Origin of the sequence: uncultured Deefgea sp. (assembly GCF_947072475.1) — a bacterium.
In the GTDB taxonomy this organism is placed as follows: Bacteria; Pseudomonadota; Gammaproteobacteria; order Burkholderiales; family Chitinibacteraceae; genus Deefgea.
This window is the reverse complement of sequence record NZ_CAMTIA010000024.1, coordinates 18,283-44,925: the sequence shown is the minus strand read 5'-3', so window position 1 is coordinate 44,925 and position 26,643 is coordinate 18,283. Positions and strand designations below refer to the sequence as shown.

Annotated in this window: 24 protein-coding genes and 2 tRNA genes; 11 read left to right on the top strand and 15 right to left on the bottom strand. The window is 48.5% G+C overall.

Annotated features, from left to right (window positions below; all coding sequences use genetic code 11):
• Window positions 1-88: 88 nt before the first annotated feature.
• A tRNA-Gly gene (locus Q0V82_RS09645) sits at window positions 89-164 on the bottom strand.
• 229 nt (window positions 165-393) lie between these two features.
• Here Q0V82_RS09645 and nadA point away from each other — a divergent pair.
• Window positions 394-1,308 carry a quinolinate synthase NadA gene (nadA, locus tag Q0V82_RS09640; RefSeq protein WP_297575179.1) on the top strand — a complete coding sequence of 305 codons (915 nt, stop codon included), beginning with the start codon at window positions 394-396 and terminating at the stop codon, window positions 1,306-1,308.
• 529 nt (window positions 1,309-1,837) lie between these two features.
• Here nadA and Q0V82_RS09635 read toward each other — a convergent pair.
• The 13 genes from Q0V82_RS09635 to Q0V82_RS09575 all read right to left on the bottom strand — a co-directional run bounded on the left by Q0V82_RS09635 (window position 1,838) and on the right by Q0V82_RS09575 (window position 14,255).
• Window positions 1,838-2,359: a type II secretion system protein gene (locus tag Q0V82_RS09635; protein ID WP_297575176.1), complete on the bottom strand. Its 522-nt coding sequence runs from the start codon at window positions 2,357-2,359 to the stop codon at window positions 1,838-1,840.
• Window positions 2,334-2,708: a type II secretion system protein gene (locus Q0V82_RS09630; RefSeq protein WP_297575173.1), complete on the bottom strand. Its 375-nt coding sequence runs from the start codon at window positions 2,706-2,708 to the stop codon at window positions 2,334-2,336. The genes Q0V82_RS09635 and Q0V82_RS09630 overlap by 26 nt, the downstream gene beginning before the upstream one ends.
• Entirely contained in the window at window positions 2,698-3,171 is a 474-nt protein-coding gene (locus tag Q0V82_RS09625; protein ID WP_297575171.1) for a type II secretion system protein, read from the bottom strand. Before Q0V82_RS09625 ends, Q0V82_RS09630 begins: the two co-directional genes overlap by 11 nt.
• On the bottom strand, window positions 3,171-5,168 hold the full coding sequence (locus Q0V82_RS09620; protein WP_297575170.1) for a secretin N-terminal domain-containing protein: 1,998 nt from the start codon (window positions 5,166-5,168) through the stop codon (window positions 3,171-3,173). The genes Q0V82_RS09625 and Q0V82_RS09620 overlap by 1 nt, the downstream gene beginning before the upstream one ends.
• Before the next feature lie 11 nt (window positions 5,169-5,179).
• On the bottom strand, window positions 5,180-5,713 hold the full coding sequence (locus Q0V82_RS09615) for a hypothetical protein (RefSeq protein ID WP_297575168.1): 534 nt from the start codon (window positions 5,711-5,713) through the stop codon (window positions 5,180-5,182).
• Window positions 5,713-6,237 (bottom strand): hypothetical protein, encoded by a 525-nt coding sequence (locus Q0V82_RS09610; protein ID WP_297575165.1) that lies wholly within the window; start codon window positions 6,235-6,237, stop codon window positions 5,713-5,715. Before Q0V82_RS09610 ends, Q0V82_RS09615 begins: the two co-directional genes overlap by 1 nt.
• Window positions 6,237-6,836, bottom strand: coding sequence for a hypothetical protein (locus Q0V82_RS09605; protein ID WP_297575164.1), 600 nt, complete (start codon window positions 6,834-6,836; stop codon window positions 6,237-6,239). Before Q0V82_RS09605 ends, Q0V82_RS09610 begins: the two co-directional genes overlap by 1 nt.
• Window positions 6,833-7,633, bottom strand: coding sequence for a hypothetical protein (locus tag Q0V82_RS09600; protein WP_297575162.1), 801 nt, complete (start codon window positions 7,631-7,633; stop codon window positions 6,833-6,835). The genes Q0V82_RS09605 and Q0V82_RS09600 overlap by 4 nt, the downstream gene beginning before the upstream one ends.
• On the bottom strand, window positions 7,614-9,266 hold the full coding sequence (locus Q0V82_RS09595; RefSeq protein WP_297575159.1) for a GspE/PulE family protein: 1,653 nt from the start codon (window positions 9,264-9,266) through the stop codon (window positions 7,614-7,616). Before Q0V82_RS09595 ends, Q0V82_RS09600 begins: the two co-directional genes overlap by 20 nt.
• The gene (locus Q0V82_RS09590; RefSeq protein WP_297575158.1) at window positions 9,263-10,441 is read right to left on the bottom strand and encodes a type II secretion system F family protein; all 1,179 of its coding nucleotides are present in this window, start codon (window positions 10,439-10,441) and stop codon (window positions 9,263-9,265) included. The genes Q0V82_RS09595 and Q0V82_RS09590 overlap by 4 nt, the downstream gene beginning before the upstream one ends.
• A gap of 3 nt (window positions 10,442-10,444) precedes the next feature.
• A complete protein-coding gene (gspG, locus tag Q0V82_RS09585; protein WP_297575157.1) occupies window positions 10,445-10,873 on the bottom strand; it encodes a type II secretion system major pseudopilin GspG in 429 nt (142 codons plus the stop codon).
• A gap of 263 nt (window positions 10,874-11,136) precedes the next feature.
• On the bottom strand, window positions 11,137-13,080 hold the full coding sequence (locus Q0V82_RS09580) for a glycosyl hydrolase family 18 protein (RefSeq protein ID WP_297575155.1): 1,944 nt from the start codon (window positions 13,078-13,080) through the stop codon (window positions 11,137-11,139).
• A 581-nt stretch (window positions 13,081-13,661) separates the two neighbouring features.
• On the bottom strand, window positions 13,662-14,255 hold the full coding sequence (locus tag Q0V82_RS09575; protein WP_297575153.1) for a superoxide dismutase: 594 nt from the start codon (window positions 14,253-14,255) through the stop codon (window positions 13,662-13,664).
• Window positions 14,256-14,424: 169 nt separating this feature from the next.
• Here Q0V82_RS09575 and Q0V82_RS09570 point away from each other — a divergent pair, with 169 nt between their 5' ends.
• Window positions 14,425-15,345 carry a CobD/CbiB family protein gene (locus Q0V82_RS09570; RefSeq protein ID WP_297575151.1) on the top strand — a complete coding sequence of 307 codons (921 nt, stop codon included), beginning with the start codon at window positions 14,425-14,427 and terminating at the stop codon, window positions 15,343-15,345.
• A 3-nt stretch (window positions 15,346-15,348) separates the two neighbouring features.
• Window positions 15,349-15,996 (top strand): fumarylacetoacetate hydrolase family protein, encoded by a 648-nt coding sequence (locus Q0V82_RS09565; protein ID WP_297575149.1) that lies wholly within the window; start codon window positions 15,349-15,351, stop codon window positions 15,994-15,996.
• A 153-nt stretch (window positions 15,997-16,149) separates the two neighbouring features.
• Here Q0V82_RS09565 and tsaD read toward each other — a convergent pair whose 3' ends face one another.
• A complete protein-coding gene (gene tsaD, locus Q0V82_RS09560; protein WP_297575147.1) occupies window positions 16,150-17,166 on the bottom strand; it encodes a tRNA (adenosine(37)-N6)-threonylcarbamoyltransferase complex transferase subunit TsaD in 1,017 nt (338 codons plus the stop codon).
• A 176-nt stretch (window positions 17,167-17,342) separates the two neighbouring features.
• Here tsaD and rpsU point away from each other — a divergent pair, with 176 nt between their 5' ends.
• From rpsU to Q0V82_RS09520, 8 genes are all read left to right on the top strand, one after another.
• Window positions 17,343-17,555 carry a 30S ribosomal protein S21 gene (gene rpsU, locus Q0V82_RS09555; RefSeq protein ID WP_157670867.1) on the top strand — a complete coding sequence of 71 codons (213 nt, stop codon included), beginning with the start codon at window positions 17,343-17,345 and terminating at the stop codon, window positions 17,553-17,555.
• A gap of 204 nt (window positions 17,556-17,759) precedes the next feature.
• Complete coding sequence (locus tag Q0V82_RS09550; protein WP_297575140.1) at window positions 17,760-18,200, top strand: GatB/YqeY domain-containing protein; 441 nt, start codon at window positions 17,760-17,762, stop codon at window positions 18,198-18,200.
• Window positions 18,201-18,248: 48 nt separating this feature from the next.
• Window positions 18,249-20,159 (top strand): DNA primase, encoded by a 1,911-nt coding sequence (gene dnaG / locus Q0V82_RS09545; RefSeq protein ID WP_297575137.1) that lies wholly within the window; start codon window positions 18,249-18,251, stop codon window positions 20,157-20,159.
• A gap of 102 nt (window positions 20,160-20,261) precedes the next feature.
• A complete protein-coding gene (gene rpoD, locus Q0V82_RS09540) occupies window positions 20,262-22,202 on the top strand; it encodes an RNA polymerase sigma factor RpoD (RefSeq protein ID WP_297575134.1) in 1,941 nt (646 codons plus the stop codon).
• A gap of 15 nt (window positions 22,203-22,217) precedes the next feature.
• Window positions 22,218-22,294: transfer RNA gene (locus tag Q0V82_RS09535), tRNA-Ile, on the top strand.
• Window positions 22,295-23,611: 1,317 nt separating this feature from the next.
• The gene (locus Q0V82_RS09530) at window positions 23,612-24,505 is read left to right on the top strand and encodes a hypothetical protein (protein WP_297575131.1); all 894 of its coding nucleotides are present in this window, start codon (window positions 23,612-23,614) and stop codon (window positions 24,503-24,505) included.
• Window positions 24,506-24,628: 123 nt separating this feature from the next.
• On the top strand, window positions 24,629-24,850 hold the full coding sequence (locus tag Q0V82_RS09525; protein ID WP_297575128.1) for a hypothetical protein: 222 nt from the start codon (window positions 24,629-24,631) through the stop codon (window positions 24,848-24,850).
• Between the two features lie 384 nt (window positions 24,851-25,234).
• Window positions 25,235-26,359 (top strand): AAA family ATPase, encoded by a 1,125-nt coding sequence (locus Q0V82_RS09520; RefSeq protein ID WP_297575125.1) that lies wholly within the window; start codon window positions 25,235-25,237, stop codon window positions 26,357-26,359.
• Window positions 26,360-26,643: the final 284 nt, after the last annotated feature.

The window sequence follows — 26,643 nt, the reverse complement described above, 5'->3', positions numbered from 1 at the left end:
TCTCGACCTATACCTTGGCAAGGTATCGCTCTACCAACTGAGCTAATCCCGCATCGATACTGCTGATGCTGTGTACTACGCCATTTTTTGGAGCGGGATAAGAGACTCGAACTCTCGACCTATACCTTGGCAAGGTATCGCTCTACCAACTGAGCTAATCCCGCATCCGTGTCTGCAGATCGATGTGATTTGCAGAGGAGGCGAATTATGGACAAGGGCGATCAAGCTGTCAAGAGGAACTGTAATATTTTTCTACCCAATTGCGAAATAATCGTGCGGGCCCCTGCATTTCTGGCAAAAAAGCGGGCGGCAGGCATGGTAAGATTGGCGTATTGATGACGATGTATTGACTGCATCGCTTTTACTTTTTGTAGCTTGCTTAAGGATAGTCCCATGCCACGCGTTGTGACGCTTGCTCATTATTATACCCAGCCTGAAATCCAGCAAATGGCGGATAAGGTTGGCGATAGTTTGGAATTGTCGTTGTTTGCTCGCGATGCCGACGCCGATATTATTGTGTTTGCCGGTGTGCGTTTTATGGCGGAAACCGCCAAGATTTTGAATCCGAATGCCAAAGTGATTTTGCCCGATGCCGGTTCTACCTGTTCTTTGGTAACGCAAACCGATGTGAGCGCGCTGAAAGCTTGGCGTGAATCGTATCCTGATCATGTGCATGTGTCGTATATCAATAGCTCGGCCGAACACAAAGCGTTGTCGGACTGGATCGTCACCAGCCGCAATGTGGATGACATCATTGCGCATTTGTATGCCGAAGGTAAAAAAGTTATTTTCTCGCCAGATCGGAATATGGGCGCGTATTTGAACTTCCAGCACGGCTACGATATGCCTTTATGGTCGGCGGTGTGTGAAGTGCATGATAAGTTTAACCAAGCGGCGCTCGATGAAGCATTTGCTGCGTGCAGCACCGCCAAATACTTGATTGCCCATCCTGAAAGCCCGTTGCCAGTGCTGCAGCAAGCTGATTACGTCGGTTCGACCTCAGGCATGTTGAACTGGATTAAAGCGTATGACCAAGAGCCCGATGGCGTGATCTTCGTCGCGACTGAAGATGGCATTTTGTACAATATGCGCTTGGCGCGACCGGATCTAACCATCGAGCAAGCGCCGATTTATGCCGGTTGCCAGTGTAATTCTTGCCCGTATATGAAAATGAATACAATTGAGGCGGTGAAACGCGCCCAAGCGGGGCAGGGCACCGAGATTGATTATCTGACTGCCAGCGATATGGAAGCAGCACGCTTACCAATTGAGCGGATGCTGGAATTCTCGCAACGCTATTACGCCTAAGGCAATGTTCAGATTACGTGTTGATGGTTTTAAGTGCCTGCGGCACGGCTGTTTACAGTCGCAGTCCGCGACGGGGACCTTATTTTCTTTGTCTCGCCAAAGAAAATAGGGGAAAAGAAAGGCGACCCGAGCGCGCCCAGCTCCGCTGTGCCCTCGATCGATCGTGAGCCAAACGATAAAACTGTTTGTCTCTCTCCTCACTCGGTGCGCTTGAACGGGTTTTTAAGCCCCAGCTCGACGAGCGCGGCACAGCATCAACACCAAATTTGAACATTGCCACGCCTAATTGGGTATTGGCCGCTAGGTCATTTAAGCTAAAGGCTAGTGGTCAATACCTATTGGTAGAGCTTTGAGATTGAATGAAGCAATACAGCGCCAGCTTGGGCTTGAAACGCCAAGGCCCAAGTCAGCGCTTGATCACGCCATAGCTCAATTCAAGTCGCAACAAGCTTGAGTTAAAGTCTTAGGGGTGTGGACTTAGAGTTAAGCCGTCGCGTTTGCGCGGTTTTTTCCCATCAACGTGACGGGTTTATTTTCGGCCGCCACCTTGATTCGGCCAGTGGGCAAAGCGCCAGTCTTGGTAAGACTTGGCGTCTTTAAAACTGGCATTTTCTTGGATAAAGTGATCGTTTTTGAGCGGTTTTTGCAATGATGGACTTTGCACGCCCATAAAGCCGCCGCCGGGGCCGCCAATCATTAGCCAATCGCCGCCCGTAATGGGGTCTTTATACGCTTTACGCAAATAGCGCCGAGGGAAGGGCACTCGCGGGTCTTGCACTAAATCTTGCAGCGTTTTGGGGTATTGCAGGCCAGCGGCGCTGTTTTGCTCGCTGTATTGCTTGATGGCGAGGCGAATTTCATTGCCGACGCGCATCAGTTCTTCTTCTTTGCTGCGCTGAATGCGGTTTTGCCACGCTTCACCGACTTGCGCCAGGTAAATCCCCATAATTAAGACCAACATCAAGGCCCAAACATAGGCAAATCCTTGCTGTGGGCGATGCGGCAGGCGGCGCGTTGTCACGCGCTTACCAAGTGTTGTACTGGGTGCCATCGTTGGCTGTGCCTTGAGCACCACTTTTTAAATCGTAAACGCCAGTACCGGTTTCGGGCGGCACAATCAGCCATGAATCACGGCGACTGGTGATCGGGTCGAGCGGCGCTTCGCGCAAATATTTGCGGCTGACCAATTCGTCTAGATTATTCGGATAGCGGCCCGTATCGGCATAAAATTTATCAATTCCATCGCGCACCGCGACCAGATTGTGCTTGAGCACGGTTTCTTGCGCGCGGTCGGTTTGCTGAAAATAGCGCGGCACGACCAGCGTCAATAGGCTAGCCATAATCGCTAGCACCACCAAAAGTTCAATCAGCGTAAAGCCTCGGCTTTGCTTACCACTCACGATATGGCACTCCACTTAGACCCGTTTGCGTCGAATTTGAGTAGATATCATACACGTCGCGGCCTTCCGCTGGCGCTTCGGGTGGACTGGCATAACTGCGTAGGCCCCAAGTTTGGGCATTGCTTTTACTTGGGCAATCGCAAAATGGGTCACGCGGTAAGCGGCGTAAAAAATAGATTTTTTTCCCCGCTGGGTCTTTTAAATCTTTAGCGCCGTCCACCAGGGTGTCTAGCGTGGGCGGAAAGCCCGATTCATCGAGTGATTTATTCACGCGGCCGGCATCGACTGCCGCTTTGTATTGATCGATGCCATTGCGAATTTGCCAGAGCGCGCGGCGCAAATCGTCTTCTCGATTGCGCGTTGCCGCCACTTGCGACAATGGCAAAGCCACGGTCGCAAGTACCGCCAGAATGGTCAACGTCACCATCAATTCAATTAGCGTAAATCCAGCAGAAAACCGCATTATCGACGACCCATACCGCCACCCCGTGGGACAGGCGTTGGCGCTGGCGGTGTGGCTTCAGTTGGTGTTGCCGGTGCGGGCTGTTGTTGCGGTTGCGGTTGAGGTTCTGGCGCCGGTGCCGGTGCTGGTGGAATATACGGCGCAGGCGAGCCGCCTTGGCTATTGATTAACACCGTCGATGCATTGCGCAGACGCAACGGGTCGGTGCTGATACTGCCTTCGGTACCGCTTTCAAAATTGGTGATATACGAGGCTGGAATCGGCAAAGATCGCACGACTCTTGGCGTAATTAACAAAATGATTTCGGTTTTGCTCTTCTCGGTTTTATTGGTACCAAAAATTCGATCCAGCACCGGTAAAGAACTCAGGAACGGTAAGCCCGAGCCAGTTTCAGCTTCTTGGCGCGACAACAGCCCCGCTAAGACTTGGGTTTCACCATCACGCGCACTCATATTGGTCTCGGCGCGACGCGTACCAATTTGGTAAACCAACAGCCCCGATTTGGTCGGAATGGTTTTAACAATATTGGAGACTTCGAGCGTGACTTTTACGCTGATTTCATTGTCAATCGTCAGTACCGGCTCAACATTGAGCGTTAAACCCACGTCTTGGTAATTGACGTTTTCGGTGCTGGTGCCATTGGACACCGTGGTGGTGACTACCGGAACGCGATCGCCAATGAGGATTTTGGCTTTTTCACGATTTTTAACCCGAATTTTCGGGTTGGCCAAAATATTGGTTTTGCCCTTGCTTTGCAAGAAATTGGCCGTCACCGTCGGCGAGCCTAGATTAACCAGCACATCGCCTTTATTCAGATTACCAATTTGAGCCAGCGTGACCGAGCCGGCAATTTTGCTGTTGTTGCTGGTCGTCTGCGTGGTGATATTGCCGACGGTATTGGTCGTGACGATAGGTGCAGCACCGATTGCATTGCCATACACCGTGGCACTGATGGAATTCGGGTATTGAATCCCCAGATCGAGCACGTCACTATTACTCACTTCAAGCACTTCAACATCCATCAAGACTTCAGACTGCGGAATATCTTGCGCTGCGATCAAGCGCTCAGCCACCGCAATGGCTTCGGGAGTATCGCGCATCACCAACATCGACAGGCGCTCGTCGATATACACGTCACGCGTTTTGATCATTTGCTTGATCATCGACAGCACTTGCTTGGGGTCGGCATTGGACAAATAGAAGGTGCGCATCACCATGTCTTTGTAATCACGATCTTTATCTGGCCGTTTGGGATAAATCAGAATCGTGTTGTCATTGAGGATTTTTTTATCCAGTTGATTGGTCGCCAAAATCAGATTAATCACGTCTTCGACGGTGGTGTCGCGGGCGTAAATCGTGGTTTTTAAATTGGGGGCGACGTCTTTATCAAAGATAAAATTAACCTTGCCAATGCGCGAAATAATATCAAACACGCTCATCATGCTTTGATCGCGAAACTGCAGCGAAATCGGGCTTTTCAGGGCTTGCGCCAAAGCGGGGCGCAGATTGACTTCCCGCGCTTTACGGCTTTCTACTTCGTTGCGCAGCACTTGCGCAGGCACATTGCGGGGATTGTCCGCCAAGATTTGCAGCACTAAATTCAGTGATTCATCCGGGCGGCTGTCTTTGATTTCCTGAGCGTATTTGAGCATTGAGTGATGACGAATACCGATCTCAATCAAACGAATCCCTTCACGAGCGCGATCGTTATTGCTATCCCAGCTTAAAATTTGCTGGTAACGCCCCATCGCCAATGCGGTATCGCCGCGTGAACGCGCTTGATCGCCTTCTACTTGTAAGCGGGCCAAATACTGCTGCAAATTAGTTTGATACGCCATTCTCAGCTTTAAATCGGCGGGGCTGCTGGCCATTTGGGCTTGCAATACTTTGAGTGCGGCTTCTGGATTACCTTCGTCTTGGATTAGATTTTCCGCTTTATAGCGCGCCATATCGGCGGCACAGCCGGCTAAAAAGGCCACCGAAATAATTGAGGACATCAGTGCTCGTTTCACAGTGCGCCTCCCATTGACAGAGTTTGTTGCTGATTGAGTGGCAAATAGGTAAACGTCAGCATAGTAGGACTCATTTTATCGAGGCGGTAACTGCCAAGTAGGCTTTCGCCCGGTTGTATTCGGCCTAAAGTATCGCATTGGCTACAGAGCACGATGGATTGCCCTTGCGCTTCAACGACGACGTATAAGCTGTTTTTTTCTAACCATGTCGCGGTCACCACAAACGGCATCGCCGGGGCCACTGGAATCGGTGTCGGGGTGGGCGCAGGCGGCTTGGTGGGCGGCGGTGGCGGTGGAACCCAGGATTGCTTAGGAAATAAATCGGCAATGCTGACGCCGGACGCCGTGGCACTGGCTTGACTGGCTGCCGTGCTTGGCATCGAGGCGCTGCGTATTTCAGTCGCCAGTGTGCGCCGCGCTGCCGGTTTGGCCGTGCTATCTAATTGAGGTTCAGTGCGCTCTTGCCAGAAGGTATAGGCAGTGATGGCTAAGGTGGCACCGAGCAGGTATTGCATTGGACGAGAGAGCATTATTGGGCCTGCGTCAAATACGACAGTTGAATTTGCAGTGCGATTTGATCGTCGGAAATTTGCTGGCGTTGCAGGTTGACCGTTTCAATGCGCACGCCGGGTATGGTTTGTAGTTCCAGCATAAAGCGGCGAATTTGCATATAGCGCGCATTGGCAGGAAATTGCAGGCTATAGCGCTGCAATTTGCCATCGGCCTCAAATTGATTTTTGTAATCGACTTGCGTGATCACAATTTGATTTTTGGCCGCCAGCGCATTCAGCGCGCGTAAAAAAAACGTAAAAGTATCGCTGCGATTGAGCTTAGGCAGGGCTTCGCTAGCGCTGCTGGCCACTGCGGATACGCGCAATTGTTGAAAGCGCTGCGTTAAAGTATTTTCTCTATCGATTAAATCGCGCTGATACGGTTTTAATTCTTGGGTATAGAGCAGCAAGGCAAAGCCTAGTAAGGCTAAGCCGGCAATACCCAATATGCCCGAGTAGCGAGGGATGAGGCGTAAATACCAAAATAATTGTGCTTTAGTCATCAATGCACTCCCGATGCGGCACTGGCTGAATGCACGCTAGGACGGCTGGCGGTGCTGCTCGTGTTACTGGGCACAGCGGGATCGGCTAGCCATAACACTTCAATCGCTGCGACGGCAGGTCGATTGGGGTCGCCGATTTTTAAGCTATTGCGCGCGAGGGTGACGTGTTTGGTGGCTGGCGCGGCTTCAAAGCGATCGACCAACAGTAAGACGTCATTGAGTGATTTGGCTTCTAAATCCATTTTGATATCACGCTCAACGGTGGCGATTTCCAACCGACTAAAAGCGATGTTTTGTTCCCAAACGCGCTCTAATAGATCAAATGCTGGGGCATTACTCAGTAATTGATCACGGCGGATTTTTTCGACCTTGGCCGAAATCGGTGAGGCATTGAGTTCGGCTTTGACTTTGCTATCGCGCTGCTTGATCCGCAGTGCGATGTTGTCTTCTTGCAATTCGAGTTGATTTTTTTGCTCTTTGGTAACGTCAATTTGCGTCATCACCCACAGTACGGCGATCACGCCAAGCACGCACAGTAATAGACCCAGCCAAGGCGTTTGGGCGGGGCGTAAATGAAAATCCAGTTGCAGTTTTTTCATTGGCTGGCATCCCCTGTAATAAATAGCGGCTGCACGGCGCCGAGCCATTCAAAGTCAAAATCAGCTGATTTAATACTACGCAGCGTGAATTCAGATGAGGTGAGATAAATATGCTTGGGTAAAAACTGCTCGCTTAACACCGCCGCTTCGCGCACCAAGGCGGCCAGCGATAAGGTGTGATTTTCTGGGCTGTCATGGTCAAGCTGTATCGGCAAAGAGATAATCCCTTGCCAAGCTTGCTGGCGATAAAAGCCAATTAAGGCATGGCCAGTTTCCAGTATGACCAAGGCATGTTCTGAGTCTTTTAATTGCCGCTGATGTTGATTGACTGCCGTCGTGAATAAAGGCTCGATTTTACCGAGTTTCATTTTGCTGGCGCGGCATAGTTCCAGCAGCGTTTGGTATAGCCCTTCATCAAAAGCGGCGGCAATGCGTGGCTCGCCATATCCGCCTGGCGCAATGCGTATCCGCCACGATTCGCTACTGACGCCATAATTTTGGGCCAGCAATAAGCGGGCATAGCTTTCCCAATCGCGCTGGTAATTTAAACCGTCTTGCCAAGGTAAACACACATAGCGCACCCACGGCGAGCCTAAAATCAGGTCGATTTGATCGTATCCCAATCGGCCACGTGGCACTTGATTGAGCAACTCTTGAAAGCGATTGACCAGTAGGTCGGACGAAGGATCGAGGCTGGCACGCTGGCGTGCCAGTACGTTGCCACTCCAATGCCGACTGGCCATTCGAATGCGCTGTTTGCTAAACCATGCACAATGCTTAATCCACAAAGGTGACACGGTTGATTTCCTGTAGTGTGGTTTCGCCGCGGGCAACGGCGTTAAGGGCAATTTGGCGCATCGAAATAAAGCCATTGCTCAGGGCAATTTGTTTGAGCTCGACCGCTGGCGCGTGTTTGGCAATCGCTTGCTTGAGTTCATCATCCAGTCGCAACACTTCGGCAATGGCTTTACGGCCTAAATAACCGGTATTGCGGCAAGCGGGGCAGCCGCTACCTTTGCGAAAAGTCCAAGTATTCACTTGTTGGCGGGTTAAACCCGATGCGGCGAGTAATTCCAGCTCGGGTTGATCATCACCCACACAGTGCGAGCAGACTTTGCGAATTAAACGCTGCGCGACCACGCCAATCAGCGCATCGACAAAGCTATTGGGTTCAACACCCATATGAATAAAACGATCAATCACTGAGAACGCATTGTTGGCATGCACCGAGGTCAGTACCAAATGGCCGGTGAGCGCCGCTTGGACGGCAATATTGGCGGTTTCGCCATCACGAATCTCGCCGACTAAAATCTTGTCGGGGTCATGGCGCAAAATGGAGCGCAAGCCACGGGCAAAAGTAAGCCCTTTTTTATCATTCACTGGAATCTGCAATACGCCGGGTAGTTGATACTCAACCGGATCTTCAATGGTGATGATTTTTTCTTCGCCATGATTGATTTCAGAGAGTGTGGCATACAGCGTGGTCGATTTACCTGAACCGGTTGGCCCAGTCACCAGTAGCAAGCCATACGGCTCATGCGAAAGCGAGCGAATGGCGGCCATGGTTTGCGCTTCATGGCCTAGCGTTTCAAGGCGTAATGCTTTGAATGTATCGCCGCCGCCTTGTTTATCCAAAATACGCAACACGGCATCTTCGCCATGAATTGACGGCATGATCGACACGCGAAAATCCACATCGCGATGATTCACCTTGGCTTTAAAGCGTCCGTCTTGTGGCACGCGATGCTCAGAAATATCCAATTCGGCCAAGACTTTAATCCGCGAAATGATCTGCTCGGCCATTTCAGCACCGGTCACGCCGCCGGCATGCAGCAAAACACCGTCAATGCGGTATTTAATGGTCATGCCTTGTGGCGTGGTTTCCATATGGATATCGGACGCTTTGGCTTTAAGGGCGTCGTACAGTGTGGAGTTAACTAGTTTGACGACGGGTTTGGCGTCTTGCGATAGCGTCGTTAAGGTGATCTCGGTAATGTCTTCTTTATTACTTTCTTGGTTTTCACCGACCGCCATTTGATCCATCGCGCGGTGCGAGGTTTCATAGGTATTAAAGTACTGCTGCAAATCATCAAACAGCGCAAACGCCACGCGAAAAGCCACGCTGATTTTTTGCTGGGCCCAGTTGCGAACGACCGGGCTAAATGGGTCCGATAAAATGAGCACGTAGCCATGCTGCGGGATTTCAGCCAACAGGCACTGATGGGCAACGGCATCGCCAAAGGCGAGTAGATCATAGCGTGGCTTGAGTGCTTTAAGTTCTAGTGAGGTAATGGCTGGCAGGCCAAGGTAGCCGCTGACTGCAAGCAGATACGCCTCATTATTTAGGCCAAGTGATTGTTGCAATAGCAGCGGCAAGGGCTGATCGCCGCGAGTGGCTCGCAAATGCTGAATCAAATCGAGCGTAATCATTGCATATTCCCGGCCAACTCAAAAATCGGCATATAAAGCAAAAAGACAATGCCCCCAATCAGTATCCCAATCAGTAACATCAAAATCGGCTCGAACAAACGCGTAAACATTTCAATCGCCCGATCGAGTTCTTCATCACAAAATTGCGCCGCGCGCTCGATCATCGTGGCCAGCTCACCGCTTTGTTCACCAACGCGTAATAGACGTTCCGATACCGGCGTCGTCAGCTGGTATTTGGCGAGCGTATTGGACAGTTGCTGGCCTGATTTGATGTCGATAATCGCTTGTGACAGCGCAAAGCGCATGCTGTTTGGCAATAATTGTGCCGCCAATTCCAATGCCGCCACCAAATTCAATCCCCCCGAAAGCAAGAGCCCCACGGTGCGATAAAAGCGGGTTAACGCAAATAAGCGCCGATATTCTTCCAGTCGCGGTAGTTTCCAAAATAGGGTCAGCAACATCGTTTGCATGGCTTGCGTGCGAAATGCCATCACCATGGCGATCACGCCGGTGATGATGAGTAAAAACATCGCTTGGCCGTGCTGATGCACCAAGTCGCCCCACCACAGCATCATTTGCGCGGCGAAGGGCAGGTTTTTCATTGAGGCGTAAATTTGGCTAAATTTGGGAATCACATAAAACAGCAAAAACAGCATAATGCTGCCGCCTATGCCAATCACCACCATCGGGTAAATCAAGGAGGCGACGACCTTTTTTTTGACGGCGCTTAAGCGCGTTTCGTAGTGATGATAGCGTTTTAAGGCATCGGCTAAATGGCCGGTTTTTTCTGCCGATGCCACGCTGGCAATGTACAGCGGTGGGAATGAATTCGGCATTTGCGCCAGTACTTTGGATAACGGTAAGCCTTGGTATAAGCCTTCGATCATGCTGGTGAGTACAGTGCGGTTTTGGTCGTGGCTGCTTTTTTCTTTCAGCGTTTCCATCGCTTCAACCAGCGTTAAACCCGCTTCGAGCAGTGCAATCAGCTCTTGGGTGAAGAGTGAAACTTGAAATTCACTCTTGCCCAAAGACAGGCTGAAGGTGCGTTCAGCCTTAAAACTCACCAGTTGCAAACCTTGCTCTAACAGCCGTGCACGCAGGTCGTCTACGTTGGCGGCATCCAGCGTCATCTGGCGCAGTTGGCCTGCGCTGAGGGCTTTAACTTGATAACGCATGGTTTACCAGTAGCTGATATCAGCGTCTTCGCCGCTACCACCCGGTTTACCATCTAAGCCATAACTTTTTAATTCGTAGTCATGACCATTTTCACCCGGAATGGTGTAAATGTAAGGCTTGTCCCAAGGATCGTTGGGGGCATCCTTCATCAGGTAAGGGCCGCTCCATTTGCTTTCGTCAGCCGGTTTTTTAGTTAAGCTATTGAGGCCCAATTCAGTGCTTGGGTAGCGGCCGGTGTCGAGGCGATATTGATCCAATGCTCCGGCGATGGATTTCATTTGGCTGGCTGCGGTTTTGGTTTTGGCTTTGCCAACTTCACCAAACAGTTTGGGGCCGACATAGCCAGCCAGCAGCGCAATAATCAGAAGTACTACGAGTAATTCTAGTAGCGTGAAGCCATTTGTTTTATGTAAGAAATATTGCGTTTTCATCTTCAATCTCGGTTTAAGTTTTATCGTACGAGATGCGGTGGATTGATTCCCTGTAGAGCAACATGCTAAAGCTTAAAGGCCACTGGAGCAAGGGTTTTTATGGCGGGTGTGCGGGCGGCGAAGGCTTGTATTTGCTTGGTTTTCCGGATTTTTTGCATCATTTCATCACTCGTTCAATTTTTGTTTGTTTGGTGTAATTATTGTGGATTTGGCGATAAAAAAACCCCACTTAAACAGTGGGGCTCAATCTTTACAACTGTATTTTATTTGTTGATATGCGTCATCGCTTCAACCAGTTCACCGTTGGCGGTATCGCCATCGGCTTCCCAGCTAAAGATACCGCCTAGGCCCATTTTATTGGCATAGTCAGCTTTAAGTTTGATATCACGAGGCGTGTCGTAAGACCAGAAAGTTGAGCCATCAAAGCGATAGGTTTGTTGCGTTACTGGATGAATGTACTCAGTACCTGGTGCGTTTTTCAGTACTTTGTAGTCTTCAATACCAGCTTCATACGTGCCTTTGGCTGCGCCAGTTGCGGTTTGATATAGACCATTGTTGACGTTTTTCACGCCAGTCCAACCACGGCCATAAAATGGCACGCCAATGTGTAGTTTCGCCGCTGGTGTACCACGGGCAATCAGATCTTTCACTGCTGCGTCAGTGTAGTACTTGCTGACTTTGCCAGTTGCAGGATCAACCGTGTGAGGGCTGGCTGGATCTTGGTACAGGTTTGATTGGAAGTCGGTTGGACCTTGTGCATCCCAGGCGCCGTGATAGTCGTACGACATGATGTTGATCCAATCGAGGTATTTGCTGTATTCGGCTGGTTCTGTTGCGGCGATTTTCTCATCACCGGCCCCAATGGCGACGGTTAACAAGTATTTCTTGCCGGTGGTTTTGCTCAACGCATCCAATTGCTTGCGGAATTCTTGCATCAACAAGGTGTTGTTGTGCTTATCGGCTGGTGAAACAATGTTGGTGCCGAACCCTTGTACACCTGGGTATTCCCAGTCGATATCAATCCCGTCAAACACGCCTTCAGCAGAATTGACGGTTTTGCCTGTGGCTGGATCAACGTAAGAACCACCGGCATTTGAGCCTGAATCGAATGGAATATTACCTTTAATCCACACATCAATACACGAGCTGACTAGAGCTTGGCGTAGTTCTGGTGTTGCCGCAGCTGCAGAGAACCATTTCGACCAACTCCAGCCACCCAATGAAATTAAAGTTTTCAAGTTCGGGTTTTTAGCTTTAAGTTTTTTCAGCTGATTTAAATTGCCTTTAAGCGGACCGGCTTTGCCTTGGCGAGGATCATCCCATTGATCCCAACCGTATTTATCGGCAACGCCATCGACTGATTCACCGGCACCAAAGCCTTTTTGGTAAACCGCCCATGCATCACCACCATCTTGGTCGCCGGCTTCAGCTTTATTAACCGTGGCATCGCAAACGTATTTGCCGCCACGGTTGTAGACATTGCCGAATGAATAGTTCAAGAACGTCAACTTGGCCGCTTGACCACTGTCTTGCATGTTTTTGAGGTAGAACTGACGGCCGTAAATTGACCATTCTGCAAAATAAGTACCGACTTGTTTTGCACCCGTTGGTGGCACAGGTGTTGCAGACGCGGTTGGTGTAGCCGTTGGCGTTGCAGTTGGTGTAGCCGTTGGCGTTGCAGTTGGTGTCGCAGTTGGTGTTGCGGTTGGTGTTGCAGTTGGTGTTGCAGTTGCAGTTGGTGTTGCGGTTGCTGTCGCAGTTGGTGTTGGTGTTGGCGTGGTCGTGCCACATGCGCCCATGTCTTGCCAAACATCATTGCTGCCTGGTGCGTTGCCTTGAGTCCACCATTTGGCTTTGTAACTACGGTTGTTGTAGCTGACTAAGTTGCCACCGGTGTAAACAGCGCTTGAATTCCACTCTGCGCTAGTGCATGCGCCTGGTGCAGTGCTTGGCGTTGCTGTTGGGGCGGTTGTTGGTGCTGTGCTCGGTGATGTGGTGGGTGCAGTACCGGTTGCTTCCCAAGGACCCCATTGTTCTGTCCCCGGTACATTGCCTTGAGTCCACCATTTTGCTTTGTACGTGTTGCCGGAGTAAGTGACAACGGCGCCACCTGAATAGGCGGTTGCGCTATTCCATGCATCAGCAGCAAAGGCGCTGATTGAGACAAAGGCAATGGCTGCTGGGATTGCGGCTAAACGGAAGTTCATTTGATATTTCCTCTCATCCATCATTTGTTTGGTAAGAATTTCAATTGCACTGTGAGGTGCATGGTCTTCAAAACAGGGTTTGCGCCGAGCACACTACGAGTAGCCCCTGTTTGTTATTGGTTTTTTGGCTCGTACACTCGGTGCATTGTGGACGCTGGATTTTGTTTTGCTTAATACCAGTCATCGCACGTAATCTTTGCTGCGAATTGCATTTGCTTTCGCGGCTGTTACGTTTCGTAGCGCTAATTTCTCAAACTACATTTGTCTTGTCAACTCAGTGAATGGATTTAAAAACAGTTTAAATTCATAGTCTTAAATGTTGAGTAAGAAAAACAAAGGTGTTTGAAATGATTGGTGCTGCATATCATGACATGCTAATTATTGCGCTGCAATGTGGTGCGGAATGGGTTAGGCGAATGCCTTTGAAATATAAGGATAAATACCAATTGAATCGATTTTGCAGTGTTTTTTTTGCTTTTTTTTTGTGCGTCGGCCTCCGGCGAAAAAAAAGACGATCGCGTGATCGTCTTTTTTTAAATCTGTATACAAAAGCTGACATATTGCTCAGCTGTTGCTGATCTTTATGCGGCTAAACGCTCTGCAACCACATTCCAGTCAACCAGTTTCCAGAAACCTTCTAGGTAGTTTGGACGGCTGTTACGGTAATCGATGTAGTAAGCGTGTTCCCAAACGTCACAGGTCAACAGTGCTGTTTCGCCAGTAGTGAGTGGGGTGCCTGCTGCGCCAGTATTCAAAATATCGAGTGAACCGTCGGCTTTTTTAACTAACCAAGTCCAGCCTGAACCAAAGTTGCCGGCTGCTGATGCATTGAAGGCTTTTTTGAATTCATCCAATGAGCCCCATTTAGCGGCAATGGCATCGGCCAATGCGCCTGCAGGTGCACGATCTTCGCCAGTTGGGTTAGGTGCAAAGCCAAACCAAAAGAAAGTGTGGTTCCAAGTTTGTGCGGCGTTATTATATAAGCCACCTGCGGGTGCCGTTTTTACAATCTCTTCAAGCGACTTGTTTTCGTTGTCGGTGCCTTTGATGAGGTTGTTGAGATTGGTAATATAAGTTTGGTGATGTTTGCCATAGTGATAAGACAAAGTTTCAGCTGACATATATGGTGCTAAAGCATCTTGTGCGTAAGGCAGTGCAGGAAGTTGATGTTCCATGTGTTTCTCCAGTTGAGGGTGGTATTGACGATATGGCACTGTGGTGTGCTTTTTCAAGAGCTGTCTTTATTGTTTCTGCTCGCAAGGGCTCTATGTTATCTTTGAAACATAAAGTATGTACGGCTATGAGCTGATTTTTTTAGCTTGGGCGCAATTTAGGATTAAGTTTATGAGTATTTTGTCTTTGATTTTAGCGTTGCTGTTAGAGCAACTTCGGCCGATTAGCAGTCGTAATCCACTGTATTTGGGTTTTATTCGCACCGCCAATGGCATGGGGCGTAATCTCAATGCGGGTGAGTATCGCAATGGGGTATATGCCTGGCTGCTCGCTGTGGTGCCGCTGGTGGCGATTACTGCGGGTGGGTATTGGTTTTTGTTGCGTTATAACGTGTTCTTGGCGATTGCTTGGGATGTATTGATTTTATATTTTACGATGGGCTTTCGCCAGTTTAGCCATGCTTTCACCAAAATCTCCAAAGCATTGCAGGCCGATGATCTGAATACTGCGCGCAGTATGCTGGGAGATTGGACAGGACAATCGACCTCAGAGCTCAATGAAGATGAAGTGGCACGTTTGACGATTGAGCAAGGAGTGATTGATTCTTATCGCTATGTGTTTGGGACGATTTTTTGGTTTGTTGCTTTGGCGTGGATTGCCGGTCCTGCTGGTGCTGTGGCTTACCGCGCGGCGTGTTTATTGCAGCAAAAATGGGGTGGACACGGAGATGTGTTTGGCCGCTTTGCCGATGGTGTGATGGATATTTTGGATTTTATTCCGATTCGTTTGGCAGCGATTTCATTTGCCGTGGTGGGCAATTTTGAAGACGCGGTTTACTGCTGGCGCTCACAGGCGCAGCAATGGATGGATCAAGATTACGGTATTTTATTGGCCTCTGCCGCTGGCGCTTTGGGGGTTCGTTTGGGCGAAGCCTTGCATCAAGATCATACGGTGAAATATCGCCCCGAATTGGGTGTTGGCGAGTCGGCTAACCCTGATTATTTAAGCAGCGCGGTGGCGCTGGTGTGGCGTGCGGCGATTTTATGGTTGGCGGTGATTTTGTTATTTAGTATTTCTCAATGGGTGGCGTAAGCAATGGCTGAGATTCAACTGGGTGCAACGGCATGGCGAGTGAATAATATTTATTGTGTGGCGCGTAATTTTGTTGCTCATGCTAAAGAAATGGGCTCGGCGATCACTGAAGAGCCGATGGTATTTATTAAACCCAATTCAGCGGTGGTGCAGCCGGGGGCGGCGCTGGTGTTGCCGTCGTGGTCCAATGATGTGCATCACGAATTAGAGTTGGTGGTGTTAATTGGCCAAGGCGGCGCGCAGATTGCGAAGGCCGATGCGCTGGCGCATATTGCGGGCTATGGTTTGGGTTTGGATTTGACCGCACGCGATGTGCAGGCGCTGGCGAAAAAAAATGGCCAGCCATGGACTTTGGCCAAAGGCTTTGATGGCGCAGCGGTGTTGACGGACTTTGTCGCTGCGGACGGGATTGATCCGACGCAGCAGCAATTTACGCTGACGATTGACGGTGAGCTACGCCAGTCGGCCGATACGCGCTTAATGGCATTTGACGTCGCTACCTTGATTGCGTGGATTTCCAGTAAGTTTACTTTGCAGCCCGGCGATTTGATTTATACCGGCACCCCAGAAGGGGTGGGGCCGATTCGTTCAGGGCAAACGCTCAATCTGGCGTGGCTCAATCAGCTTGAGCAGTCTTTTACCGTCGCGTAATTTTCTAATTGAGCTTTCAAAAATAAAAAACCCGCGAAAGCGGGTTTTTTTATGGGTATATTAATCCAATCTTTTTTAGATATGGCTTGGATGGTAATACCCCATGGTTTGCTGGGGGTTGACTTGCTTCTCGCGTTGGTGTCGATGTTGATCCTAGTCGGCACTCGCAAGGCTGGCTAAGTCCCAGCGGGGCTTGACGGCAAAAGAGCCGGCAACTTGTCGCTCCTTAAGTCGTTGTGCGCCAGCATAAGCGATCATTGCGCCATTGTCGGTACACAATTCAAGCGGCGGATAAAAAACTGTAAAGCCGCGTTTGTGGGCGGCATCATCGAATGCGGCACGCAATTGTCGATTGGCACCCACGCCGCCGGCGATCACCAGACGCTTCATGCCGGTTTGTTTGAGCGCTTTGAGTGACTTTTTAACCAGCACTTCAACAATCGCTTCTTGGAAGGCCGCGCAAATATCGGCCCGAGTTACGTCATCCAGCGGCGATTGTTGGGTGACCAAATGAAGTACTGCAGTTTTTAAGCCAGAAAAACTCATATCTAAGTTCGGCGTATGCAGCATGGGCCGTGGCAAAGTAAAGCGAGTAGCGTCGCCGGTATCAGCCAGTTTAGATAGCGCTGGGCCGCCGGGATAACCTAAACCAATCAGCTTTGCTGATTTATCAAACGCTTCACCCGCCGCATCATCAACGGTTTCGCCGAGTAATTCATAGCGACCAACACCATGAACCGCCATCAACTGCGTGTGGCCACCGGATACTAATAAAGCAATAAAAGGAAACTCAGGCGCAGGGTCGGCCAAGCAAGGCGATAATAAGTGTCCTTCTAAGTGATGGACTGCAATCGTTGGCTTACCTAGCGCAAACGCCAGTGCATTGGCCACTGATGCGCCAACCAGTAAAGCGCCAGCAAGGCCGGGCCCTGCGGTGTAGGCAATGGCATCAATGTCAGCTAGCTGTTTGCCCGCTTGCGCCAAACAGCTTTCAGTTAAAGGCAGTACGCGGCGAATATGGTCGCGTGACGCTAATTCAGGCACCACGCCACCATACTCACTATGCATGGCGATTTGGGTGTGCAGTTGGTGGGCCAACAGGCCTGCTTCGGTGTCGTACAGCGCAACGCCAGTTTCGTCGCAAGAAGATTCAATGCCTAATACCAGCATGGCGCACTCATTATTTGATGATCAATCTGCTTATATTAACGGGCAAAGATGCAACACGAAAGGGGCTGATCTCTATTCCTTTTGACAATTCAGAATTTATACCGGATAATCGCACCCTTTCCCGATCTTTGGTCTTTAACGAGGCTAGAGTTTAAAAGTTTACTAGGATTCGACTAATGCCTTCCGTACGCGTTAAAGAAAACGAACCGTTCGAAGTAGCGATGCGCCGCTTCAAGCGTTCTGTTGAAAAGACTGGCCTCCTCACCGAACTTCGTGCACGCGAATTCTACGAGAAGCCAACTGCTGAACGTAAACGCAAGCTTGCTGCCGCTGTAAAGCGTCAACACAAGCGTCTGCGTAGCCAACAATTGCCAGCAAAACTCTACTAAGAGTCTAGTTAGTTGTTGTTTGTACTTAAGGTCGCCTAGGCGGCCTTTTGTTTTTTCTGCACTTAGCGTTGTCATTGCTAAGCGGTGTGAGTTGATTTTGACGATTTCAGTCACAATTTAGCTAAAGAATCACATAGCGTGTTGGTCGCGCGGCGTGAAGACATACAACGTTTTGTTATGACTGCATCAAATTAAGGACGTGTGATGACTTTAAAAGCCAGAATTACTGCTGATATGAAAACAGCAATGAAAGAAAAGCAAACAGATCGTCTGGGTGCTATTCGTTTATTGCTTGCTGCAATTAAGCAGCGTGAAGTGGATGAACGGATTGAGCTTGATGATGCCGCGATTACCGCCATCATCGACAAAATGCTCAAGCAGCGCAAAGACAGCATCACGCAATTTGAAGCTGCTGCGCGTCAAGATTTGGCAGATAAAGAAAAATTTGAAGTGGCGGTCTTGATTGAATATATGCCGCAACAACTCAGCGCTGAAGAAATTAGCGCCATTGTTGATGCCGCGATTGCTGCGCATGGTGCAACCGCTGCTGCGATGGGTAAAATCATGGCCGAAATTAAGCCTCAACTCGCCGGCCGTGCTGATATGGCTGAAGTGAGTAAACTCGTTAAAGCGCGGATGGCGTAATTGCTAGGAGCGTGCAAGTTTATTTTTTTGAAGGTGTGCTGAGTTTAAATGGCGCTTATTCCCGATGATTTTATTCAGGATTTATTGAACCGCGTTGATATTGTCGACGTGGTCGAGCGCTATGTGCCGCTAAAAAAGGCTGGCCAAAATTACATGGCCTGCTGTCCGTTTCATAAAGAAAAATCACCTTCTTTTACGGTTAGCCAAACTAAGCAGTTTTATCACTGCTTTGGTTGCGGAGTGCATGGATCGGCATTGACTTTCATTATGGAATTGCAGGCTTTAAGTTTTCCTGAGGCGGTTCGGCAATTGGCCGAATCAGTCGGTATGCAAGTGCCGGTTGAAGATCGGCCGCAATCGGCAGAACAAAAAAAAGTACCCGGTATTTATGATGTTTTGAAAGTTGCGTTTGATTTTTATCGAGCGCAACTCAAAACCGCCCCTGCGGCGATTGAGTATTTTAAGCGGCGTGGTGTTGAGGGTAAAACGGCGGCTAAGTTTGGCTTGGGGTATGCGCCTGGCGGTGATGATTGGCAGCCACTTAAGGCGGTATACCCTGATTATGATTGGAATGTCACTTTGGCTGAGGCAGGCTTGGTGATTGATAAAGAAGAATCAAAGCGTCGCTACGATCGTTTTCGCGAGCGCGTGATGTTTCCAATTATGAATCAACGCAGTCAGATCATCGGTTTTGGTGGCCGGGTGATGGGGCAGGGCGAGCCTAAGTATTTGAATTCACCTGAGACGCCGGTATTTAGTAAGGGCCGAGAGTTGTATGGCTTGCCGCAGGCGCGCACCGCCATTCGTGATCGCAACCGAGCCTTGGTTGCCGAAGGCTATATGGATGTGGTGATGCTGCATCAGCATGGTATTGAGTACGCTGTTGCATCGCTAGGGACCGCCTGTACGCCTGAGCACATTCGTAAATTGCTTAAATTGGCCGATGAGGTGGTGTTTGGCTTTGATGGCGACAAGGCGGGCATCAAGGCTGCATGGCGAGCGCTAGAAAATAGCCTGCCCGAAGTTAAAGACGGCAAAGAGCTAAAATTTTTGTTTTTGCCCGCCGAGCATGATCCGGATTCCTACGTGCAGGAATTTGGCTCTGCTGCGTTTGAGTCGTTGATTGATGAGGCTGCATTGCCTTTGTCGCAATACTTATTAAAAGAATTGTCGGCACAGGTTGATCTGACGATGGAAGAAGGGCGGGCGCGTTTAGTACATATTGCACGTCCCCATCTTGATCAATTGATACAAGCCCCCATATTAAAGTTAATGCTCGGTAAACGGTTGGCAGAAATGTGCCAATTATCCAGTGCCGAATTTGCATCGTTGACTGTCGCTCCGTCGGTGGATGTACCGGTTTTTCCGGAAGTATCGGCAGACGCCGCGTTTGATTCTGCGCCAGTCTATGCTGCGTGGCAGAGTCAAGGTCAAGTAAAGCGGCCTTGGCAGCCTCGTTCCAATAGCGGTTTTAAGCGTGGAGCACGTGGTAAGTCTTGGCGAGCAGAAGAAGATCGACCGCGTTTAAAGCCAGCAGGCAAGCATGATCCATTGTTACGTGTTTTGCAGTTGGTTTTATTCCGTCCATCGATTTTACAAGGGCAGGATGAGTGTGAATTGGCTTGGCCTAATGAGGGATTGAGTGGTTTAGTGCGCTGTGTATTGATGCGCGCTCGATTAGATGTCGAACTTTTAGGCACTGAATTGGTCGAACGTTGTCAAGATCTACCGGGGTATGAGCGATTAATTCCGATAGTGAATGAATCACATCATTTATTTGATAAGTTTGACCAAGACGAATTGCTCATCGAAATTTCTAACTCATTGCTGGCCGCGACGCAAAAGTTTTCGCTAGGGTCTACACTGAGTCGGAAAGAAGAGCTCGATGCACTCTCGGCCAGTCGCGGTTTGACTGATGAAGAATCGCAAGAATACTTGACGCTTTTGTTGCGTCGCTAGCTAAGTGAAGGGGTCAAATGGGCTCTTCACTTCCGATGTCGGGGACAAAACCCTTCGATGTCTGGTATAATTCTCGGTTTTGCTAGACACCCAAGCAGAGTCATGGCAGCAGATCAAAAACTAAATAAAGATAATCTTGAATTAAACGGCGGCAAACAGGCTGAGGAAAAACTCGACCCTGAAGAACGCAAAGCCAAATTTAAGACGCTAATCGTCCTCGGTAAAGAGCGTGGTTATCTCACGTACGCCGAGATTAACGATCACCTCCCAGAAGACATGTTGGATGCCGAGCAAATCGAAGGCATTATCAGCATGATCTCCAATATGGGGATCCAAGTCTACGACGAAGCTCCCGATGCTGAAGATCTGTTGATGTCCGATGCGCCTGCCCGTGTGGCAGACGAAGACGCTGCAGAAGAAGCTGAAGCTGCGCTGTCATCGGTCGATGCTGATTTTGGCCGCACAACTGATCCTGTTCGTATGTATATGCGCGAAATGGGTACCGTTGAGCTCTTGACGCGTGAAGGCGAAATTGAAATCGCCAAACGCATCGAAGACGGCTTAAAGCACATGATCACCGCCATTTCGGCATGTCCAACGACGATTGCTCAAATCATTGATTTGGTCGAGCGTGGTTTGAATGATGAAATTCGGATTGATGATGTCATCGACGGCTTTATCGATCCAAACGCGGTTGAAGAAGAAGAGGCGACGCTCGATTTACCTGATCCTGATGCGGTGCTCGAAGAGAGTGAAGCTGATGACGAGGAAGAGGCGGAAGATGATGGCGGTGCCGCTGCCGCCAGTGCCAATCTAGAGCTACTCAAAACACAGGCACGTGAACATTTTGAAGTGATTAACGATCTTTATGGTCGAATGCTTGAGGCATTAATTGATCATGGCACATCATCAGCAACTTATATCTTGCTGCAGCAATCGATTGCGATTGAGTTTCAGAAGATTCGTTTTTCTGCTCGTCAGGTCGAATCGCTATGTGATGTATTGCGTGGAATGGTCGATGATATTCGCACGCATGAACGCCAAATCATGGATTTATGTACGCGCCGCGTGGGCATGCCGCGTGATTACTTCATTAAGAATTTCCCAGGTCGCGAAACTGACTTGACATGGGTGCCAGAAGAAATCGCGGCAGAAAAAAATTACTCCGGCATCATGTTCCGTTATAAACACGCGATCATGGAGCAACAGCAAAAACTCAACGAGCTGCAAGAATCGGCACGTTTGAGTATTCGTGAGTTGAAAGAAATCAGTCGTCACATGTCGACCGGTGAAGCCAAGGCCAAACGCGCTAAGCGCGAAATGATCGAAGCCAACTTGCGTTTGGTGATTTCGATCGCCAAAAAATACACCAACCGTGGTTTGCAATTCCTTGATTTAATTCAGGAAGGTAATATCGGCTTGATGAAAGCCGTGGATAAATTCGAATATCGTCGCGGTTACAAATTCTCGACGTATGCTACGTGGTGGATTCGTCAGGCGATTACTCGCTCGATTGCTGATCAAGCGCGTACGATTCGTATTCCGGTACATATGATCGAAACGATCAATAAAATGAACCGTATTCAGCGTCAAATTTTGCAAGAAACAGGTAACGAAGCAACACCTGAAGAATTAGCTGAACGCATGGAAATGCCGGAAGACAAAATTCGAAAAATCCTTAAAATCGCCAAAGAGCCGATTTCAATGGAAACACCAATCGGTGACGATGATGATTCGCACCTTGGTGATTTTATTGAAGACGCTAATAATATGGCGCCTGCTGATGCTGCTGTTTATGCCGGTCTACGTGAAGCAACCAAAGAAGTGCTTGATACGTTAACGCCACGTGAAGCCAAGGTGCTACGCATGCGTTTTGGTATTGATATGAGCACCGACCATACGCTTGAAGAAGTGGGTAAACAGTTTGATGTAACGCGTGAGCGGATTCGTCAAATTGAAGCCAAGGCTCTACGTAAGCTGCGCCATCCAACTCGTTCAGAAAGATTGAAGAGTTTTATTGAAAATAACGCCAGCGAACAGTAGAATAGCAATCCTTTCGGGCCTTTAGCTCAGTTGGTTAGAGCAGAGGACTCATAATCCTTTGGTCCACGGTTCAAGTCCGTGAAGGCCCACCAGTAAAATCAAGGACTTAGCAGAAATGCTAGGTCCTTTTTTTTGTCTAAAACTTCTTATGTAACCCATATGTAACCAGAATTTGAAAGTGTAGAGGATAAATGTTCGCAGTTTTCTAGCTACTATTGGGCTTTAGTGTGGCCTGTGGCTGTTAAATATCTAGATTACCTCAACATAGCTATGAAATTTTTGGTAGCTTGAATAAAAGTAAGCTATGGCTTGTCTGGTTCTGGGGGGATGGGGCGGTTATTTGAAATGGCTCGCTGTGTGACGCACTTATTGAGTCTGCTGAGTCGTGTTATTGCTTCTGGTTTTGTGTCGATGTTGACTGGCTACTAGAGTGGCGGGAATGTACGTGGAGTACGGCCTAAGCGCCATCATAAGGATACATCATTGTTGTGCACGTTCTGCATGGCCTTGGCGATATGCTTAGTGTGAATTATTGGGAGGGGCGCAAATGGGGGCGTTTCAAGCAGACTACATGGTTCAACATTGCGTTGAGCCGTTTTGGTTGCATCGTAGGTATTAAATGTTGACTCTATTACTGCCCGCCGACGCTATGAGTATTTTTTAACGGGTAGCTTGAATGAAATACTGTAATTTAATTTGATTGTTGTATTTATGCATAAGTAGGTCTGTCAAGCTTAGCTTAAATGTTATTGAGCTAAGTATTTGATTTGTATAGATGTAGAGTCAATAACATGCAAATTATCTGTAGCGTGCGTAGCTATTTATGTGAATGTATATAGATTGATGTTTATATTTTGTTGTGGTTGGCGATACACTGGTTTTACATTTTAGATTATCAAAATTTTATTGATAGTTTTTTTATGTGGTTTAGTTGTTAAGTACGATTAAAAGAATTGTTTAACCAAGTCAAAGCGAATTTTATGACGCAGCTTTTTCAACAGAGCAATATCCAACTCAAGAGCGTATTTAACGTTCAAGGATGTTCTGTGGCTGCCGTTTTCAAATTGCTCATTATTGCTCGGCTAGCTATTTTCTTTTTTTCTTGCGGTTCTAAAAGTGTTGTCTATTTTCTTTTCTCATTGATGAGATTAAGAAAGAGATGGGCCTCGACTAGGAAGTGAATCTCCTAGGAATGAAGCTTTCTAATGCATGAATCTTGGGAATCCTCCTGTATTTAGATTTGATGCATTAAAGGCAAAAGAGGTTGTACATGGAACTGACTTGGAAAGAAGAGGGAAAGTGGCGAATATTACATAGCATTAATGGCGTCTCAAAGAACTTCAAGGGTACTCCCTCTAACTTCATTCTTCTTTCCTGTCGGTTAAATTTTACGATAGGAGTTAGTTGTTATGGCACGTTTAAATTTACATAGTTCTGAGACTGCACAGTTAGCTAATGTTTTAAATTCTAATAACCATGTTAATGTTTCTTTGATGTTAAATATGGGTGTTGAAAATGAAATTACTCCATCGACCTTTTTAATTAACGGCCGTAGAGTTGTTCCTGTTCGAGGTATTTTCTTTTTTACAGGAAATGAGATTTATTTGGATTTTATTCCATATTTGTTTGCTGGTTGTCCTAAGGCCGGTTTAAATCCGGTCATAAAGGCATTTTCAATTCAGAAAGATACAATTATCCCTGTATCCAAGAGCGTGTGGTCTGATATTTTTTATCGCCATAAAACGCTTACTGAAAAATTTAAAAAAGAGGCACGTACATATTCCGAATGGCAAGCTGATGCGTTAATTGAATTGCCACCTGTTTATGTATGGGCTGATGAACTTGAATTAGCGTTGAGTAAAATATATGAAAGCTCAGAGTGGCAGCAATTACGAGCAGAAAAATGCCCTGAGTATGCTGGAGAGCATGCTGATGAGTCTTGTATGGAAATTAATTATGAACAATACCTTCATCCAAAGATTGCAAAAATTGTATTGGAAGGTGTTGCTCATGCAATCTCATGCTTCTCAAATGTAGTTGATGAATTTACGCCAGTGGAAAATTGCGATTTGAATGCAAGACCGTTAGGGCGTCAGATTGCACAAGAAAATGAAATAAAAAATACGTTAAATAAGCTTGCCATTGACTTGCTAGCTCTACCTCCAAATCAAGCAGGTAAAGCTGGTGTAAAAAGTGAAGTGCGAAAGGCCGTGGGGAATGCAGAAATTTGGACTGGAGAAACAGTCTTTGATAAGGCTTGGGAGCGACTCTTGCAGTCTAAAGAGATTCAATACCGTTGTTGAGATAGTTACAGTTAGAACTAGGGGGTCCCCCATGCTGGGGGTGAGGGGACCCTAGCGGGGGAGGATAGTTGGGCTAATTAAATACGTTCCGTACCGTGTAAACGGGTTGATTCGGAGTATGAAATGGCTCAAATTGTTATCCCTACGGCTCTCGCCGAAATTGCGCAAAACCGCGACCACATTAACACCGCTGAATTTGGCCATGCTGTTGACCGCGCCAATCAGACTATCCGCAAAAACTACTGCTTAACGGGGCATTGCTTCGGCATTCGTCCGGTGAAGGTCGGTGGCCGTTTGCTGTGGCCTGTGGCGGATATTGCCAAATTATTGAACGGAGGGCTCTAAAGTGTTGAGCCACCCTATTCAATATCAAACTGACAATACAGGTGCGGTAACCGATGTTGTTACACAAGCCCAGGGATGTTTCCAGGCTGATTTCTTTGAGTCTGATGCCCCTGTGGGGCGTTTTTTGGGGACGACTAATCAACGCGAACTTCGCGTAATAGACGCGCTGTTGGTCGGACCTTTGATGCGTGAAGATTTGGACTCTATTGCACGCGCGTCGAATGGGCCTGCACTAATTCAAGCCCTACGTGAGAAGGGATTGGAGTTACCTTGCATTCGCATAAGCAGGCGTGACTTTGATGGCCGCGTTTGCCGACCTGGGCAGTACCGATTGAGTGGCAATGACCGAAAGTTGCTGTTGGCATTTAAATCGAAGGTGCAATCATGATTACCGCTATTGAACGGGTCTTTACGCCTGAATCCGTGCAGCGGGATGGTATGCCGTTATATCCATTGCTGACTGCAGCAGACCTAGCCAAGCAGCCACCGCTAAGTTGGTTGGTGCATGATATTTTTCCGCGCACGGGTCTCGCATGCGTGTTTGGTGTGTCGGGTTGCGGTAAAACGTTTGTGGTTCTGGATTTGATTGCAACGATTGCCAGTGGTCGTGATTGGTTTGGCCATAAAACGGTGAAATGCCCCATCGTTTATGTGGGTCTGGAGGGCCAGCATGGTATTAAGCAGCGCGTTCAGGCGATGCAAACCGTGAATGAGGAATCGCTGGATGGCGTACATTTTATGACAGAGCCGTTTTCGCTACTGGAGGAGCGTGATATGGAGGCACTCATCTTTTCGCTTCAGTCGGCTGGGGTCATGAATGGTTTGCTGGTGATTGATACATTGAATCGTGCGTCACCCAATTCCGATGAAAATAGCAGCCGTGATATGGGGCGAATTTTGGAGTCGGTACAGCGCTTGCAAGCAGCCATTGGTGGTTTAGTGCTGCTCGTGCACCACACGGGAAAAGATGGCTCAAAAGGCATGCGTGGTCATTCATCCTTGCATGCTGCTTTAGATTCAGCGCTTGAAGTGAAGTGCGAAAGCAAAGGCGCGCGAAGCTTGAAAGTCGCTAAATCGAAAGATGGTCGTGATGGCGATGTGCATTCGTTCTCACTTAAAGTTGTTGAGCTGGGGTTTGACGACGATGACGATAGCGTTCGTACCAGTTGTGTCGTCGTTCCGCAAACCTTGGTACGCCCAGAAAAGGTAACTGTGCCTACTTCTAAGGCACCGTTGCCAATAGGGGCGAATCAGGAGGTGGCATACAGGGTGATTAAAGCCATGCTAAGCGATTTATCAAATGGTTCGGGTGATAGCGCTGTCGCTCGAATTCCTTGGCAAGCTGCAATTTCAGCGGTGGCGGAAAAGTTAGTTGTTTTGCCCAAAGTGAAGTTGCAGCGCGCCAACGAAGCCATTACAGCCATGATTAAACGCGGTGTTTTATTGCGCGATGCTGAATTTATTGCCTTGCCAGAGGGTTACGAATCGCACGAACTTCACGAAAAATAGGCGAAATTCGTGTAATTCGTGAGTGTTTAGCTTTCACGGACTTCACGAACCAACTGCTCCCCCTTAATAGGGAGCAAGTAGTTCGTGAGTGCGTGGCTCTGCGTAAATGTAAACACACTGCTGGTATTGAAAAACAAAAAAACCAACACGTAGGATTGCGGGGCTTTTTCCGCAATTCTGCCCTAGCGGCGAGCGCGGAGTTTGAGGCGGAGCCTCAAGGTCTTGCTGTTGGTTTTTTGTTCTCTTGCCTTTTGATGGCCGAAAACTAGCATCGATGAATTACT